17 protein-coding genes are annotated in these 14,391 nt (G+C 69.4%); 8 read left to right on the plus strand and 9 right to left on the minus strand.

Annotated features, from left to right (window positions below; translation table 11 throughout):
• Positions 1–37: 37 nt before the first annotated feature.
• The 5 genes from pbpC (at position 38) to BKY59_RS15780 (ending at position 4,194) form a co-directional block, all read left to right on the plus strand.
• Positions 38–2,140: a penicillin-binding protein 1C gene (pbpC, locus tag BKY59_RS15760; protein ID WP_076073099.1), complete on the plus strand. Its 2,103-nt coding sequence runs from the start codon at positions 38–40 to the stop codon at positions 2,138–2,140.
• Between the two features lie 118 nt (positions 2,141–2,258).
• On the plus strand, positions 2,259–2,678 hold the full coding sequence (locus BKY59_RS15765) for a hypothetical protein (RefSeq protein WP_076073100.1): 420 nt from the start codon (positions 2,259–2,261) through the stop codon (positions 2,676–2,678).
• Between the two features lie 76 nt (positions 2,679–2,754).
• A complete protein-coding gene (locus BKY59_RS15770; RefSeq protein ID WP_076073101.1) occupies positions 2,755–3,072 on the plus strand; it encodes a hypothetical protein in 318 nt (105 codons plus the stop codon).
• Complete coding sequence (locus BKY59_RS15775; protein WP_076073102.1) at positions 3,069–3,653, plus strand: hypothetical protein; 585 nt, start codon at positions 3,069–3,071, stop codon at positions 3,651–3,653. Before BKY59_RS15770 ends, BKY59_RS15775 begins: the two co-directional genes overlap by 4 nt.
• Before the next feature lie 64 nt (positions 3,654–3,717).
• A complete protein-coding gene (locus BKY59_RS15780) occupies positions 3,718–4,194 on the plus strand; it encodes an HD domain-containing protein (RefSeq protein WP_076073103.1) in 477 nt (158 codons plus the stop codon).
• A 33-nt stretch (positions 4,195–4,227) separates the two neighbouring features.
• Here the strand turns inward: BKY59_RS15780 and BKY59_RS15785 are convergent, their stop codons facing one another.
• The 5 genes from BKY59_RS15785 to BKY59_RS15805 form a co-directional block, all read right to left on the minus strand.
• Complete coding sequence (locus BKY59_RS15785; protein ID WP_076073104.1) at positions 4,228–4,644, minus strand: hypothetical protein; 417 nt, start codon at positions 4,642–4,644, stop codon at positions 4,228–4,230.
• A gap of 186 nt (positions 4,645–4,830) precedes the next feature.
• Positions 4,831–5,193, minus strand: a complete 363-nt coding sequence (locus tag BKY59_RS15790) for a hypothetical protein (protein WP_076073105.1) — start codon at positions 5,191–5,193, stop codon at positions 4,831–4,833.
• Positions 5,190–6,134 (minus strand): DUF6999 family protein, encoded by a 945-nt coding sequence (locus BKY59_RS15795; protein ID WP_076073106.1) that lies wholly within the window; start codon positions 6,132–6,134, stop codon positions 5,190–5,192. Before BKY59_RS15795 ends, BKY59_RS15790 begins: the two co-directional genes overlap by 4 nt.
• Complete coding sequence (locus tag BKY59_RS15800) at positions 6,127–6,804, minus strand: iron-containing redox enzyme family protein (RefSeq protein ID WP_129586435.1); 678 nt, start codon at positions 6,802–6,804, stop codon at positions 6,127–6,129. Before BKY59_RS15800 ends, BKY59_RS15795 begins: the two co-directional genes overlap by 8 nt.
• Complete coding sequence (locus BKY59_RS15805; protein ID WP_076073108.1) at positions 6,801–7,946, minus strand: 3-oxoacyl-[acyl-carrier-protein] synthase III C-terminal domain-containing protein; 1,146 nt, start codon at positions 7,944–7,946, stop codon at positions 6,801–6,803. The genes BKY59_RS15800 and BKY59_RS15805 overlap by 4 nt, the downstream gene beginning before the upstream one ends.
• Before the next feature lie 244 nt (positions 7,947–8,190).
• Here BKY59_RS15805 and BKY59_RS15810 point away from each other — a divergent pair, with 244 nt between their 5' ends.
• The 3 genes from BKY59_RS15810 to BKY59_RS15815 all read left to right on the plus strand — a co-directional run bounded on the left by BKY59_RS15810 (position 8,191) and on the right by BKY59_RS15815 (position 10,139).
• Positions 8,191–9,150 carry a hypothetical protein gene (locus tag BKY59_RS15810; RefSeq protein WP_076073109.1) on the plus strand — a complete coding sequence of 320 codons (960 nt, stop codon included), beginning with the start codon at positions 8,191–8,193 and terminating at the stop codon, positions 9,148–9,150.
• A 150-nt stretch (positions 9,151–9,300) separates the two neighbouring features.
• A complete protein-coding gene (locus BKY59_RS17865; RefSeq protein WP_165374877.1) occupies positions 9,301–9,453 on the plus strand; it encodes a hypothetical protein in 153 nt (50 codons plus the stop codon).
• 104 nt (positions 9,454–9,557) lie between these two features.
• A complete protein-coding gene (locus BKY59_RS15815) occupies positions 9,558–10,139 on the plus strand; it encodes a hypothetical protein (RefSeq protein ID WP_076073110.1) in 582 nt (193 codons plus the stop codon).
• A gap of 198 nt (positions 10,140–10,337) precedes the next feature.
• On the opposite strand, the gene BKY59_RS15820 is transcribed toward BKY59_RS15815, so the two are convergent.
• The 4 genes from BKY59_RS15820 to BKY59_RS15835 form a co-directional block, all read right to left on the minus strand.
• On the minus strand, positions 10,338–10,901 hold the full coding sequence (locus BKY59_RS15820; RefSeq protein WP_076073111.1) for a hypothetical protein: 564 nt from the start codon (positions 10,899–10,901) through the stop codon (positions 10,338–10,340).
• Complete coding sequence (locus BKY59_RS15825) at positions 10,898–11,764, minus strand: peptidoglycan-binding domain-containing protein (protein ID WP_165374878.1); 867 nt, start codon at positions 11,762–11,764, stop codon at positions 10,898–10,900. Before BKY59_RS15825 ends, BKY59_RS15820 begins: the two co-directional genes overlap by 4 nt.
• Positions 11,765–11,933: 169 nt before the next feature.
• Positions 11,934–13,112 (minus strand): M24 family metallopeptidase, encoded by a 1,179-nt coding sequence (locus BKY59_RS15830; RefSeq protein ID WP_076073113.1) that lies wholly within the window; start codon positions 13,110–13,112, stop codon positions 11,934–11,936.
• Positions 13,109–14,335 carry an NAD(P)/FAD-dependent oxidoreductase gene (locus BKY59_RS15835; RefSeq protein ID WP_076073114.1) on the minus strand — a complete coding sequence of 409 codons (1,227 nt, stop codon included), beginning with the start codon at positions 14,333–14,335 and terminating at the stop codon, positions 13,109–13,111. Before BKY59_RS15835 ends, BKY59_RS15830 begins: the two co-directional genes overlap by 4 nt.
• Between the last annotated feature and the right edge of the window lie 56 nt (positions 14,336–14,391).

A 14,391-nucleotide genomic window follows, 5' to 3' on the forward strand; every position in this document is an offset into this window, starting at 1 on the left:
CGCGCGCGTCGCCGGCTGGATCGGGCGGCGGTGGCGAATGCTGCCACCGATCGCATTGCTGCTCGTGCTGATCGGTTTCGGCTGGTGGACGTCGCCGCCGACGATGCCGACCTATGCAGAAACGCGGGCCGGCTGGCGGCCGAGCGAGGCATGGCTGCGCGACCGGCACGGCCGGCTGCTGGAAACCGTGCGCGTGGATTTCGCGGTCCGGCGGCTCGACTGGGTTCCGCTCGGCGCGGTCGCACCCGTCCTGCAGGGTGCGGTGATGGCGGCGGAGGATCGACGTTTCGCCCGCCATGGCGGCGTGGACTGGATCGGGCTGGCGGGGTCGGCTTTGGGCGCGATCCGCGGGCGGCCGCCGCGCGGGGCGAGTACGCTGACGATGCAGCTGGCCGGGTTCCTGGCCCCCGAACTGGGCGAGGCGGGGCGGCGATCCTTCGTCGGCAAGCTGCGCCAGATGCGCGCCGCGTGGGCGCTGGAGCGCGGGTGGAGCAAGGACGCGATCCTGGAGGCATATCTGAACCTGGCGACGTTCCGCGGCGAGACGCAGGGCGTGGGGGCGGCGGCGCGCGCGCTGTTCGGCCGCGCGCCCGATGCGCTGGACCGGAACGACGCGCTGTTGCTGGCGGCGCTGTTGCCGGCGCCGCAGGCGCGCCCCGACGCGGTGGGGCGGCGGGCGTGCCGCATGGCGGGGGCTGCGGACTGCACTTTGCTGATCGCGGCGGCGGAAACGATGACCGGCGCCGACCGCCAGCTGGCCGACAGTCCGCGGCTCGCCCCGCATCTGGCCGCGCGCCTGCTGGAGCGGCCGGGGCAGACGGTGACGACCACGATCGATGCCGGGGTGCAGGCGTTCGCGACCGCGACGCTGGCCCGCCAGCTCATGGGCCTGGGCGCGGATCATGCCCGCGACGGGGCGGTGGTGGTGGTCGACAATGCCAGCGGCGACGTGCTGGCGTATGTCGGCGGGGCGGGGGACGGATCGACCGCGCCACAGGTCGACAATGCGAACAGCCTGCGGCAGGCCGGATCGACGCTGAAACCGTTCCTGTATGCGCAGGCGATCGAGCGCCGGTTCCTGACGGCCGCGTCGCTGCTGGACGACAGCCCGCTGCAGCTCGACACCGCCACCGGCCTGTATGTCCCCAAGGATTATGACCACCGGTTCAAGGGGCCGGTGAGCGTGCGGAGCGCATTGGCGGGGTCGCTGAACGTGCCGGCGGTGCGCACGCTGCTGCTGGACGGAGTGGAGGAATTTCGCGACCGGTTGTGGGACGTCGGCTATCACGGGCTGACCGAGGCGGGCGATTATTACGGGTTCAGCCTGGCGCTGGGATCGGCGGAGGTTACGCTGATGCAACAGGCGGCCGCCTATCGCGCGCTGGCCGATGCGGGCCGTTATCGGCCGTTGCGGATGCGGATGGACGCGGCCGGCGGGGGCGGGAACGCGGGCGTGCGGGCGGTGATGGATGCGCGTGCGACGTGGATCGTGAACGACATCATGGCCGATACCGACGCGCGGGCCGGCACGTTCGGGACGGATAGCGCGCTGCGCCTGCCCTTCTGGGCGGCGGCCAAGACGGGCACGTCGAAGGCGATGCGCGACAATTGGTGCATCGGATTTTCGGACCGCTACACGGTGGCCGTGTGGATCGGCAATGCCGAGGGCGACAGCATGGTGCATGTGTCGGGCACCAGCGGGGCAGCCCCGGTGTGGCGCGACCTGATGATGGCGTTGCACCGCGGCAGCGCCGGTCGCGCGCCCGCCGTGCCGCCGGGGATCGAGCGGCATATCGTCCGCTATGCCGACGATATCGAGCCGCCGCGGGTCGAGGCCTTCATGGCGGGGACCGGACAGGCCCGGCTGATCGCGGCCCCGGCCACCGCCCGGCGGCCGCATATCGTGACGCCGGTGGCGGGGGCGGTCTATGCGTTCGACCCAGATATTCCGATCGCCCGGCAGCGTATCCGGATCGCGACGGTCGGCGCCGTGGCGGGCGACCGGCTGTTGCTGGACGGGCGGATGATCGGGGCTGCGGGGACGGCCCATATGATCCTGGCCGGTCCGGGCCGGCACCGGATCGACCTGATTGACCGCAGCGGCACGGCGACCGACCATGTCCTATTCGCCGTGCGGTAGCGGCCGTCGGGCGGACGCGGCGGGCGGACGTCGATGCGGCCCGGCCTTCGCCCGAGGGAGGTTGCAGACGGCGTCGTGGACTGTCACCAAAGGGCCATATCCAGCCGGGAAGTCTTCCATGCCGAAGCCTGTATTCGTCGCCATCGCTCTGTTCGGCATGGTCGGATTGACGTCGCCCGTGATCGCGGCTTCGGCCAACCAGTTCGATCTGGTCTGCAAGGGTAAGGAACAGAAGAAGACGGGGGTGCCCGCCAGTGCGTGGAACGAGCGGTTCCGCCTGGATCTCGACACGAAACGCTGGTGTCGCGGCACGTGCAAGACACCGGCGGCAATCGATACGGTGACCGCCGACGAGATCAGGATTTCCGACAGTCGCGCCGCGATCGGCGGCCCGGCGGACGTCCAGCTGTCGTTCGCGCGGACGAGCGGCAAGGTGAGCGAGTCGATCATGATGGGCTGGTCCGGGTCCGGCGCCAGCCTTGCCGAGGGCAGCTGCCGGCGGGAGTTCTTCAGCGGTTTCCCGACGCAGCGTTTCTGACCCGGAGCCGCGTCCGGGTGGCGGGGCGGCCGACCTGCCGGCAAACGACATCCTGCGTGGCCGATCGGGAGGGCCGATGTTGCTGACCGCAGTCCTGGGGTACGGCGCGTTCGTGGCGATCGTCACGGGACTGGCGCGGGTCGGCCGGCCGGGATGGCCGAGGGGTTCGATCCTGCTGCTGGCCAATGTGCCGATGCCGGCCATCCTGTTGCTGGTCGGGGGCTTCCTGACGGGGCAGATTCTGCTGAAGATGCCGCCCGCGGGCGAGATCGACGCAAGCGGCATGGCGATGATGGTCTATATGGTCGGCGGTGCGACGATCGCGCTGACGATGCTGGCGGTCGGCATTCCGACGAGCCTGCTCGTGGTCCGCGCGCTGCGTCGCCGGTCATGATCGGATCGATCCTGGCGATGCTGATCGCGAGCCCCGGCGCTTCGGTCCCCCAGGCGGCGCCCGCGGGTTCGCCGCGGTCCTTTCCGCTGGCCTGCCTTTACGAAAGGCGCGGGGTCGGGATGGACGATGCCGAGCGATGCGCGGCGGAGGTGGGCGGCGTCGTCACGCTCGACCCGGCCATCGTCGCGGTGCTGGCGTATCGCCGGGGGCTGGCCAGCTATGCCGTCATCGGGAAGGGCTGGTTCCTCCGCCGGCGGGACGGGGTTACCCGGCTGATGTACACGTTCGAGGCGGGGCCGGACCATTTCGTCGAGGGGCTGGCGCGCGCATGGATCGATGGCAGGCTGGCCTATGTCGATCGCCGGCTGCGCGTGCGGTTCCGGACGCGGTACGACTGGGGCGACCGGTTCGAACGGGGGCGGGCGGCGGTGTGCATCGGATGCACCGTGCTGAAGGTGGACGGTGGCGAACACAGCGTGATGACCGGTGGGCGGTGGGGCGTGATCGACCGGCGCGGACGCGAGGTCGTGCCCGTGATCCACGACCAGCGCGCATTCGCGGCGCTACCGGTTTCGCGGTGAGGGCGGCGGTCATGCCGGCCGGAACGCGGTTTGCGCGTACCGCCCGATCGCGTAGGTTTGCGCCATGACCGACGCCCGCAGCTTTGCCATCGCCGCCCATGGGGACCAGCTTTACGGCGGGGCACCGTATGAAACCCATCTGCAGGCGGTCGTGCAGGTCGTCCGCGATTTCGGCTATGGCGACGCGTTCGAACAGGCGGCGTGGTTGCACGATGTCGTCGAGGATACGGCGATCGACCTGGCGGAGATCCGCGAACGGTTCGGCGAAGAGGTCGCGGCGATGGTCGATGCGGTGACCGGGACCGGCGAGACCCGCGCGGACCAGACCGGGCGGATCTACGCCGGTCTGGCGGCCTGCCCTGCCGCCGCGATCGTTAAGCTGGCCGACCGGATCGCCAATGTCGAAGCGGCACCGATGGGCAGCGCGCATGCCGCACGGTATCGGCGGGAGGCCGAAGCGTTCGCCGCGGTGGTGGAACCCAGAGTGCCGCCGACAATGTGGGCGCGGCTGACGCGGGCGCTGGCCCGCGCCGAGGGCTGACCGGTTGGTCGGGGTGTCGCCCGCAACGCCGGCCTAGGGGCGGCCGCGGCCTTTCGAAAAGTCGATGCGTGCGCGTTCGGCAATGCGACCGGCCTGCACGGTGCCTTCGACCAGTTCATACCCCATCAGCGCGAAGACGCGGTCGCCCAGGAAGATCGGCCGGGCATTGCCGTACCAGTCGACGCAGGACGAGGTGCAGCCATCATCGCCTGCCGCGTCCGACCGGGCAACAAGTTCGCCGGCGGGGGCGAACCGGCGATCGTCGCGGCGCAGGAAGGTGACCGCCGATCCCGATCCGAGGAAACGCCGCCGGCGGCTGTCGGCCAGATCGCGGGTGACAGGAAGGCCGAGCATGCCCGACGGCAGGCCGTCGGCGGGGGCCGGCGTCGCCACCCTGCAACCTGCCATCGCGATCGCGACGCCGATGATGCAGTAGCGCAGACTTCGCATCGCACGCACTCCCCCATGTTTCCGGCAGCATGAAGATCGTTCGGCCGGGGTCAAGCCGCCCCGATCAGTGCGGGACGCTATCGTGCACTGAAAACAACAGGAGCAACGATGCGAAGGTGGCCCGAACGAGGCCGCCGTAGATCAGGCCAGCGATCCAGCCGGCGATCCGCGAAACCCGATCTTCGGTCAGGGACCGGGCGTGCGACGGCAGGGTGTGACGGCATCGCCGCGGGGCGGCCGACCGTCGTCGTCGGACGCCGCAGCGATCCGGCAGAGGATGTCGGGTCGCCGGGCGTAGCGCCTGTTCAGCCGCCGTTCGTCCTTGCCGAGCGTGCTGCACCGCAAGGTGCGGAGCATGCCGAGGATCTGGCGCGCGCGCACCGCATCATAGGGGTCCTCGCCGCTCCAATGCGCACAGGCGATCCGCTGGGCGGAAAAGGCGCGCACGTCGGCCGGCGCTTGCGGAGCGACGGCGGACGCAGGGACCGTTGTGGCAATGGCAACCGCCAGCAGCAGCGCGAGCATCCCGCAACCGGCCCGGCCGGTCATTGCAGGCGCGGTTCCGGACCGTCGATCGTCTGCACCGGCTGCGGCGCGGTGGCGGATGCATCCGCGGCCTTCGCCTTCAGTTCGCGCAGGAAACCGTGCAGCACCTCGGTCGACAGGCCGTGCAGCACCAGCCGGAACCCGGCACCGAGCGTGGAGAAGGGGACCAGCGGATGGCGGTTGTTGATCATGGCGAGGTGTTTTTCCTCGCCCGTGATCCGCGCGACATACAGCCCGATCGTCTCGTCGAGTTGCAGCGAATTGGACGCGCGCCAGAAATCTCGATCGGTCAGCAGCATGGCATAGGCCGGCGTGTAGAGTTCGATCGCGGTCTGCAGGTCGACCAGATTGAACCGACCGTCGGGCAGCGGATCCAGCGCCACCGTGTCGCGGATGGCCGAATAGTCGATCCGGTCGATCCGCCGGACGGCGTCGCCACGCCGTTCCAGTTCCTCGTTCAACCCGATCAGGAAATTATAGATGTTGAGATCATGATTGAGGAACAGATCGTCGACGACGTCCTCGATCACGCGCGGCGTCATCGGTGCGAGCGGGGGGTGGAACCCTGGCGTCGCATTGTCCGAAATGAAGCGCAGGATCTGTGCACCAAGATGGAAATGGCGCAGGATCAGGAGGTTCGCGTCGCGTGACAGGAAATGCCGCATCCCGAACGCGATCGACCGGTGGAGCAGCCGGGGTGCGTGCGGCCAGCGCGGGCTGACGATGTGGACGAGTTGCGCCACGATGATCCACAGCCGCGCGAACGGCCGGACCAGCGGCAGCAGGAACTGTCGGCACCGCGACGACTGATCGCGGATCAGCGCCAGCTTGGCCTGCGGATCGAACGGCAGCGATCGGTCGAGCGCCAGCGCGGCCCAGGGGTCGGGATCCGCCGGATCATGGGACAGGCCGGCGGGCAGGCCGAGCGACAGCCGTTCAGACATTGTCCAGTTCCTCCAGCTGCAACCGGTAGAGCCGCGCGACGACCCGGGCGTGCCGCACGATCGTCGCCGATGCGGTCGCGTCCGTCGCCGCCAGCGCCACCGCACGGTCGAATTCCGCCATGTGGCCCGCATCGTTTTCGGCATGATAGCGCAGGAAGGTCAGCGCGTCGGGCGGCAGGTCCAGCTGTTCGGCGACGCGGTCGGCCCATGGACCGGCCAGGCGGTTGCCCAGGCTTTCGATGATGAACATCGCGCCCAGCATGCCGATCGGGTTTGGGTGCGCGGCGCTGTGATACATGAAGGCGCTCAACGCCTCGCTGCCGACATTCTTGTGCGCGGACCGGATATCCTCGAGCGTCCCGCCGGCCACGACATAATTGCGTTCGAGCAGCCGGTAGTCGCGATGTTCGGCCGCGGCGTGGACGACGAACATGGCGCGCAGATCCTCATGATCCGGCCCGAACGAGGCGGCGGCGCGGCTGATCCAGCGCCCGCCTTCGACCACCTGCTGGCGCAGGTTGCGCAGCAGGCTGCGATAGTCGTCGATCCGCAGTCGCCCGCCGACGAGGCGCGCAATGACCGGCACCTGGACCAGCGCGCTTTCGAAATCGATCCAGACCCGCGCCAGCCCGCGATGCGTGGCCGCGACCGGATCGTCGTTCGTCATCATCCAGCGTCTCCGTCCACCACGGTCAGGCCGGCATAGGCCATGATGCATTGCCCGCTTTCCGGCACCGCGCACACGATACGTTGCCCGGGGCGAAGCCGGTCCGAACGCAGCAGATCGTCCAGCAGCAGGAACAGCGCCGCAGCACCGACATTGCCCTTTTCATACAGGTTGGTGAACCACCGGTCCTCCGGAATCATGCAACCGGCCCGTTCCGCCATCCGCACCATCTCCGCGCGCAGGGAGTGGGCGGAGAAATGGCAGAGGAACCAGTCGACGCCGGCCGGATCGACCCGCCCCTCGTCGATCAGCCGCATCAGTTCGCCCAGCCAGACGGGCAGCATGCGGTGGAGCGCATCGACATCCTGCCGCAACTGGAACGCGCCGGCGCGCGCCGCCGCCACCGCACCGGCATGGTGGCTCCACGGGCGCAGCGTGCCGTCCTGCCCACGCGTGCCGCCGCCGGTCATGCACGGATCGAACCGATCGGCGAAGGAGCGGAGCGAAATCCAGTCGATCCGGAACGAAAGGCCGGTTCGCGCCGGCCGGTCCTCGACCAGCAGCGCAGCCGCGCCGTCGCTGAGCGTCCAGCGCAGGAATTCGGCATCCGCCGGCAGTGCGCCCTGCGCGTCCATCGTGCCGGTGCCGATATACTGTTCGGGGCGGAAATAGCGGCTGGCGAATTCCGCGCCCAGTGCGATCGCGGCCCGGTGCTCGCCGGCGCGGACCTGCAGCATGGCCGCCTTCAGCGCCATCATCGCACTGGCGCAGACGCTTTGCAGGCTGGCAATCTCGACCGGTGGCAGGCCGGATGCGGCATGGACGCCGCTTGCCAGCCCCGGAACCAGCAGGTCATTCTGCGTGGTGGCGGTGGCGAGGAAGCCGATCGCGCGCCGGTCGACCTCCGCCCCGGCAAGCAGCAGGCGCAAAGCGTCCGCCCCGAGGCCGGCCACCGTCCAGTCGCTCGTCCCGTCCGGCCGGATCGCATAATGCCGCGTGCGGATGCGGTTCTGGCGCAGCACCAGCCGGCCGTAGCGGTCGGACGCGGGCGACACGCTGCCGATGAACGCGCCCATCCTGTCGTTGTCGATCGGCGGACCCGGCAGGGATTGTGCGGTGCGGGTGATGAAGGCGGATCGCAGCATGGCCGTCACGCGCGGACCATCGCCGGACGTGCCCGTGCCGATGACGTCGCACGGCGTTCCCGTAGCGCTTTCTCTTGTCGTCCGGGAGGCAGGGTCATGCGGCATGTGTCGGCGCTTCTCCCCCCGCCGGTCAAGCGGTGGGCGGCCTCAACCGGCATCGACGGGTCGGGGACAGGGGATATCCGGAGGCATTCGAGTGATCGGGCGGTCGGCCGCACGCCCTATTTCGGGTAGTTACCCTGACATGATGATGTTCGTCCTTCCCGTCGTGGCCATCACGCTATTGGTCGCCACGATCAGGACCCGGCGCTGGTTCGGCGTGGCAGCGTTGATCGCGATCGGGGTTACGTACGGCGCGACGCTGGGCGCGATCAGCCTCGATCCATATTTCGACGACAATGGTTCCCGCGAATTCATCGAATGGCGTCATCGCTGGATCTGGGCGCTGATCCTCGCGGTTGCCGGTACGTGGATCGTGGCCGTCCTCGTCGGGCGCCGCGTGGCGCGTCGAAGCCTGACGTGGGCGCGCATCGGCACCGCGCTCGCCGTGCCCGCGCTGGCGCTCGGTTTCGAGGCGGTGCGTTTCCGCGTCGACGGCGCGGCCCGCCCGGGAGAGGATTGGCCGGCCATGGCCATGGCGGGGACGATGATGATGGCGCAGATCATGCTGGTTGCGACCATTCCGACGGCGTGGCTTGCGTTGGGACGTCGGAAGGCGGGGCCGGTAACGGATGATGCGGAGCCGGCCGCGGGCCAGCCGGCGATACCGGCGATGATCGGCATGACGCGGGACAGCGTCTGCATGGCCGACGATGTCCATGCGCCGCATGACGCGACGTTCGCGGTAGCCGCCGAGGACACGCTGGTCGATGTCGCGCAGGCGGTGGCGGCGACGGGTTACCTGCCCATGCCGAGCGACGCGTGGGGATGGACCATCGCGGCGGGCGGCGCGGTCGTGGCGATCCGCCCGGGGTTCGTCCGCCGCCGTGTTGTGATCCTGCAGGGCGACCCCTACGCCGTCATGGCGCGGGACCAGTCGGACCTGGAGGCGATCTACGTGCAGCCGGGCTCGCGCTGGCGCAAGGCTGCGGAGACCAAGGTCGCACGGACCAGTCGAGGCGGCTCCCGCGCATCGCAGTCGGGCAGCAGCGGCCCGCTCGAACCGGCACGCGGCCTGTCGAGGGGAACAGCCCGATATCCATGACCCGCGGCGCGTCATGGTGACGGTCGGCGGTCTTAGGTCAGTGTTTCGGGGGCTTGGACGACCAAGCTGGATGCCAACCGGATCGACATGCATGTTTCCTGTCGCAACAGCGCCGGCGTTGCGATCTTTCTACCGGCGGGGGCATTTGCAATGCGTCGCCGCGGCGACCGGGCGGCGGTCGCGCAGGTGGTGGACGTGGCCGCCTGGATCCTGACGATCGCACGGACGACGACGCGGCGCGGTCGACCATCGACAGCGACGATGGTCGTCACGACGGGCACGGGAGAAACGATCCTGACTTGAGGAAGCCGGGATGAGCGTCCAAGCCGGGGCTGCCGATCGCGGGCAACCTGTCACTACGGTATCAGGGGCAGTTCGACGGTGTCGGCGGCAACCTGGGACGACCGATGCGCGTGCGATACATCATACTGGCTGCGCTGGCGGTCGTCGGATGCAAGCGGGAGCCGGATACGCCCCCCATCGTGCGGCCCGACTGGCGTGGTGCGGCGATCGAGGGAATCGCGCCGCTGATGTCCACGCGACAGGTTCAGGCTGCGCTGGATCGGGGCGGGTATCGCCAGATCCCATGCACGTCGACCGACAGTCTGCTGGCCGATCCACTCAACGAACCACATGCACTTCCGTGTTACCAAGCGTCCGGGCGGACGATGTCGGTCAGCCTGTATTTCCTGAACCTGCACGAAGGGCGACGGCTTGCGGTCGCCAATTTCCGGGAACGCGCATCTTCGGATATGGTCGATGGCGAACGGATCGCCGCCGGACGGGCCTATGCGGCGCGGCTGCGCAAGCGGTTCGGGCCGCCTTCGTACATCACCAACCAGCCATCCTTCCGTATCATCTACTGGAACAGGCCGGGCGGGCAACCGTCGCTTCCGGACACGATCAGGACCGACATCGATCACTATCAAGGGGCGAATGCGACCCTGACCAGCATGTGGGCCTATGGCCAGGTGCCCGCATCGCAGTGAACGCAGAACCCTGCTGACGATCAACTGGCGTAGACGGCGCACCGGAGCGGGGGTCCAGCCGTGTGGCGGCGGGGCCTAACGGTGAGGAGCCGGCTTTTTGGAAGTGCGTAAACTGGCTCGACAAGAGATTTGACGCCGACTCGGACCATTTGCATCCCATCACGAACCGCGCCAGCGGGGGGAGGCGACCGGGCGGGTTCAGAACGGCAGCAGGGCGGGCCGGCGCGCGACGAACCCGATCCGACGGGGATCGTCCGGCATAGGGACCCGGAGTGCGATCTCGTTCCCGGCCGCGGCGGCCGCCACATTCGAAAAGGGGCTGAGTTGCGCGTCGATGCGGCGTTCCGCACCGGCCGGCACGTCCAGCAGGCCACTGGCGGTGCCGTCCTGGCCCCGTTCCAGAACGAGGCGTGCGTCGTCATTATCGGTGCGATCATCCAGCAGATCGGTGTTCGTCCGGTCGGCCGCGGACATTACCACGGCCTCGCCCGCGGGGCCGGTCATCGCCAGGGTGCCGAGTTCGATGCGTGCGGCGGTGCGACCGCGATTGGCATAGACGAGCATGACCGACTGCCCGCCCGTATCGGACCAGCGGGCGGTGACGCGCGCGGACACCGCACCTGCCTGGACCATAGCCACTTTGTCGCCGTCCTTGCCCTCCGACACTGTCACGCCGGGCGCCGCCACCGGCTCCAGCGGACCGCCGGTGCTACGGCTGCACGCTGTCAGGAGAAGCGCGCTCAGGACCAGCGTACGAATCATCCTGCGCGCACCAACCTGGCGGCGGGGGCAGCGAGGCGCTGGCGGGTCTGGCTGTGAGGGCCGCCCAGATCGCGATCGGGCTTCAGGCCGTTGCGACGCTGGAAGGCCTGAACCGCGTCCAGCGTGGCGCTCTGGCTTCGGCCGACAAGACCGTCGGCATGACGTGCCTCCAGGTAGCCGAGAGCGACCAGCCGGTCCTGCACGGCCTTGATCTGCGGATCGCCGCCACCGGGCAGCGTGATGGCGCGATAGGCTGCGTTGCGGTTACGTGCGCGGATGACATCGCGGATATAGGGAAAGCGCGCGTCCCAGGGCGACCGGTCGCCGCCGGTCACGCCATCGCCGAAATTCGAGATGAAGACGCGACCCGGTCCCGCCGGCCGGATCCGGTCGCGTTCCGGCATGAACCAGCTTTCGACCAGCGACGCCTGCTGTTCCACGTTGAAACTGGTCCAGCGATTACCGATCGCGGAGTGCGAGAATGTGTAGGCCGTGCTGCGGTGCGTGCCCCATCCCCGCCATTTGCGCGTTTTCCAGATATCGTGGACGCCGCTGGACAGCTGGGACCAGATGGACTGGCCCATGTAGAAGGTGGGCCAGACCCCGTTCTCGCCCTGCCAGACGTGGCAAAGTTCGTGGATGAGCGTCGCACGGCGCTCGGCATCGGTCATGACGCCGTCAAAACCTTCGGTCCAGTTCACCGTATAATCGAACTTGCCGGTCGACAGGTTCATGCCAGCAAGCGTGACGGCGGATCCGAGGTCCAGGTTCGTGAGGTAGACCCGATCGAAGGGAATGGAGGACGCATAGACCGTCCGTGCCAGTTCCATCTCGGCCGCGCTGAGCTTTCTCGACTGGATCATGCTGGGCTCCCGTCTGCAAACGAAGGAACGGACGCCAATGGCGCAGGTTCCGTTACGCCGGATTGTGGGCGGAGGGTCGTCCTCCGGCTCGAAGCGTGCTTGGCCGGCTGCGCTGGATACCGCGGGATATGCCTGGCGCGTGCAGCGGGTATCTCGCTCGGCCGGCGGGTTACCCGAACGGGCGGTCGATCGACGGCTGGGGCGGCGTGAACCAGGCGGCGCCATCGTCGGTGACGTGGAAATGATCCTCCAGCCTTACGCCGTAGCGGTCGGGGACGACGATCATCGGTTCGTTGGAGAAGCACATGCCCGGTGCCAGGACCGTGCGGTCGCCGCGCACCAGATAGGCGGGTTCGTGGATGGCCAGGCCGATGCCGTGGCCGGTGCGGTGCGGCAGGCCGGGCAGGCGGTAGTCGGGACCGAGGCCGGCGCGTTCCAGCACGGCGCGGGCGGCGGCGTCGATCGTCTCGCACCGCACGCCTGGACGGACCGCGGCGAAGGCGGCGGCCTGTGCCGCCTGTTCCAGATCCCAAGTGGCGCGGATGTCGTCGCCCACCTGGCCGAAGGCGTAGGTGCGGGTGAGGTCCGAATGATAGCCGTCGACCAGGCAGCCGGTGTCGACCAGGACAAGCTGGTCCTCCGCCAGCCGCTGATCCCCCGGCAGGCCGTGGGGGAAGGCGGTGGCATGACCGAACTGGACGGCGCAGAAGGTCGATCCGGCGGCACCCAGCGCGCGATGCGCGTCGTCGACGAAGCGCCGGACGGTGCTGGCGCGGATGCCGGGGGCCAGGATGCGCGCGGTGCGGCGCTGCACCTCCAGCGTCATGGCCATCGCCTGCGCCATCAGCGCCAGTTCGGCGGGCGACTTGCGCATGCGCAGTCCGTCGATGACCGGCGCGGCATCGACCAGCGCCAGCCCGCCACGCAGCCGTTCGGCCGTGGCGAACGGGAGCAGTGGATCGATCCCGAGCGTCGCGCCGGGGCGGAGCGCGTCCCGCACCAGCCGTTCGGGTGCGGCGTCTTCCTGCCACAGCCGGATATCGGCCGGGATGGTCAGCACGGCTTCCAGCGAACCCAGTTCGAACGCCGGGCAGATCAGGATCGGGGGGCCGGACACGGGCAGCAGCAGCGCGACGAGCCGTTCGGTCGGCGACCAGCCGATGCCGGTGAAGTAGCGCAGGCTCGGCCCCGCGGTGACGAGGATGGCGTCCATGCCGGCCGCAGCCATGGTGGCGCGAGCGGCTTCGATCCGCATGTGTCGTTCCGCCACGGCGATTGGCGGCGCGGGCGCGGGCCAGGGTGCAAGCTCGGCCAGTTCCGCTTCGATGCGCGATCCGCCGACTGTCATGATCGTACTCCGAACCGTTCGATGGCGAAGGGGGCGATGTCGATCACCGGCGCGTCGCCGCGGGCCAGCGCCGCGATGATCTGCGCGGTGACGGGCGCGAGCGTCAAGCCCAGATGCTGATGGCCGAAGGCGTAGAGCAGGTTGGGAACGCGTGTCGATCGGCCGATCGCCGGCAGATAGTCGGGTAGCGTCGGGCGGGCACCCATCCAGCGGGCGAACGGCGCGCGCAGCGGCAGGCCGAGCGCCGCGACGTGGGCCTCCAGCCGCGCCCATTTGCGCGGGTCGGGGGCGGCATCGACGGCGCCGAATTCGACGAAACTGGCCGCCTGGACGGTGTCGGCATAGCGCGTGACGATCATCGACCGGTCTTCGAACACGATCGGCGGCGTGTCGGCGGGCCAATCCCCGGCGGCGGCGCGGATGTGATAGCCGCGTTCCGCGATCAACGGCGCACGGTGCCCTGCCGGCGCGATCAGCCGGCCGCTGCGGGCACCGGCGGCGATCAGGACCAGGTCGGCGTCGTGGCCGGCAACGGCGGCCCGGCCGCCGGTGACGAGGATGTCGGCGCTGCCCGAGACGATCCGCCCCCCGGCGGACAGCACCGCGCGGGTCAGCCCGGCGGCGAGGCAATCGAGATCGACGATCCGGCCGGATCCGGCGAACCGGATCGCGCCCGCGATCGGGGCGGTGGTCAGCGCGGCGATGGCGTCGCGTTCCGCCGCTGTCGCGGCCCGGTGGCTCGCCGTGCCGGTATCGGCGGCCTCCCAGGCGGCGGCGCCGGCCCTGGCGGTCCGGGCATTTTCCCAGACGACATAATGGCCATCGTCGCGCACGACCGCCGGGTCGCCGATCGCGGTCGCCAACGCGCGCCAGGCGGGCAGCGCGTCGGAAAGCAACGCGGTCAGCGCGCGTTGTCCGGCGGCGAACCGCGCCGGCGTGCTGGCCGCGACGAAGCGCGAGAGGAAGGGCAGCCAGTGGCGGGCCTGATGCCCCGGAAGATCGAGCGCCCCACCGTTTGCGAACCGCCGCCGGTGCGCGCTGCGGATCGCGGCGAGGGAGGCGAGCGGCGCGGTCTGTTCGGTTGCGATATGGCCCGCATTGCCCCAGGATGCCGCCGATCGATCCCGATCCGCGTCGATCACGGTCACGGCGTGGCCATCGGTCAGCAGGGCGACCGCGGCACTCAGGCCGATGATGCCGCCGCCGACGATCGTGATCCGCATCGACTTTCCTCTCTTGCAGCGTTGTATACTATATCGTATACGATATCCGAGTTCAA

It is taken from the genome of Sphingomonas montana (genome assembly GCF_001956315.1).
Lineage (GTDB): Bacteria > Pseudomonadota > Alphaproteobacteria > Sphingomonadales > Sphingomonadaceae > Sphingomonas_R > Sphingomonas_R montana.

Bases quoted from the DNA above. Each gene is read 5' to 3' on its own strand.
- pbpC (WP_076073099.1), top strand. From the start codon at position 38: ATGCTGCCACCGATCGCATTGCTGCTCGTGCTGATCGGTTTCGGCTGG.
- BKY59_RS15765 (WP_076073100.1), top strand. From the start codon at position 2,259: ATGCCGAAGCCTGTATTCGTCGCCATCGCTCTGTTCGGCATGGTCGGA.
- BKY59_RS15770 (WP_076073101.1), top strand. From the start codon at position 2,755: ATGTTGCTGACCGCAGTCCTGGGGTACGGCGCGTTCGTGGCGATCGTC.
- BKY59_RS15775 (WP_076073102.1), top strand. From the start codon at position 3,069: ATGATCGGATCGATCCTGGCGATGCTGATCGCGAGCCCCGGCGCTTCG.
- BKY59_RS15780 (WP_076073103.1), top strand. From the start codon at position 3,718: ATGACCGACGCCCGCAGCTTTGCCATCGCCGCCCATGGGGACCAGCTT.
- BKY59_RS15785 (WP_076073104.1), bottom strand. From the start codon at position 4,644: ATGCGAAGTCTGCGCTACTGCATCATCGGCGTCGCGATCGCGATGGCA.
- BKY59_RS15790 (WP_076073105.1), bottom strand. From the start codon at position 5,193: ATGACCGGCCGGGCCGGTTGCGGGATGCTCGCGCTGCTGCTGGCGGTT.
- BKY59_RS15795 (WP_076073106.1), bottom strand. From the start codon at position 6,134: ATGTCTGAACGGCTGTCGCTCGGCCTGCCCGCCGGCCTGTCCCATGAT.
- BKY59_RS15800 (WP_129586435.1), bottom strand. From the start codon at position 6,804: ATGATGACGAACGACGATCCGGTCGCGGCCACGCATCGCGGGCTGGCG.
- BKY59_RS15805 (WP_076073108.1), bottom strand. From the start codon at position 7,946: ATGCTGCGATCCGCCTTCATCACCCGCACCGCACAATCCCTGCCGGGT.
- BKY59_RS15810 (WP_076073109.1), top strand. From the start codon at position 8,191: ATGATGATGTTCGTCCTTCCCGTCGTGGCCATCACGCTATTGGTCGCC.
- BKY59_RS17865 (WP_165374877.1), top strand. From the start codon at position 9,301: ATGCGTCGCCGCGGCGACCGGGCGGCGGTCGCGCAGGTGGTGGACGTG.
- BKY59_RS15815 (WP_076073110.1), top strand. From the start codon at position 9,558: ATGCGCGTGCGATACATCATACTGGCTGCGCTGGCGGTCGTCGGATGC.
- BKY59_RS15820 (WP_076073111.1), bottom strand. From the start codon at position 10,901: ATGATTCGTACGCTGGTCCTGAGCGCGCTTCTCCTGACAGCGTGCAGC.
- BKY59_RS15825 (WP_165374878.1), bottom strand. From the start codon at position 11,764: ATGATCCAGTCGAGAAAGCTCAGCGCGGCCGAGATGGAACTGGCACGG.
- BKY59_RS15830 (WP_076073113.1), bottom strand. From the start codon at position 13,112: ATGACAGTCGGCGGATCGCGCATCGAAGCGGAACTGGCCGAGCTTGCA.
- BKY59_RS15835 (WP_076073114.1), bottom strand. From the start codon at position 14,335: ATGCGGATCACGATCGTCGGCGGCGGCATCATCGGCCTGAGTGCCGCG.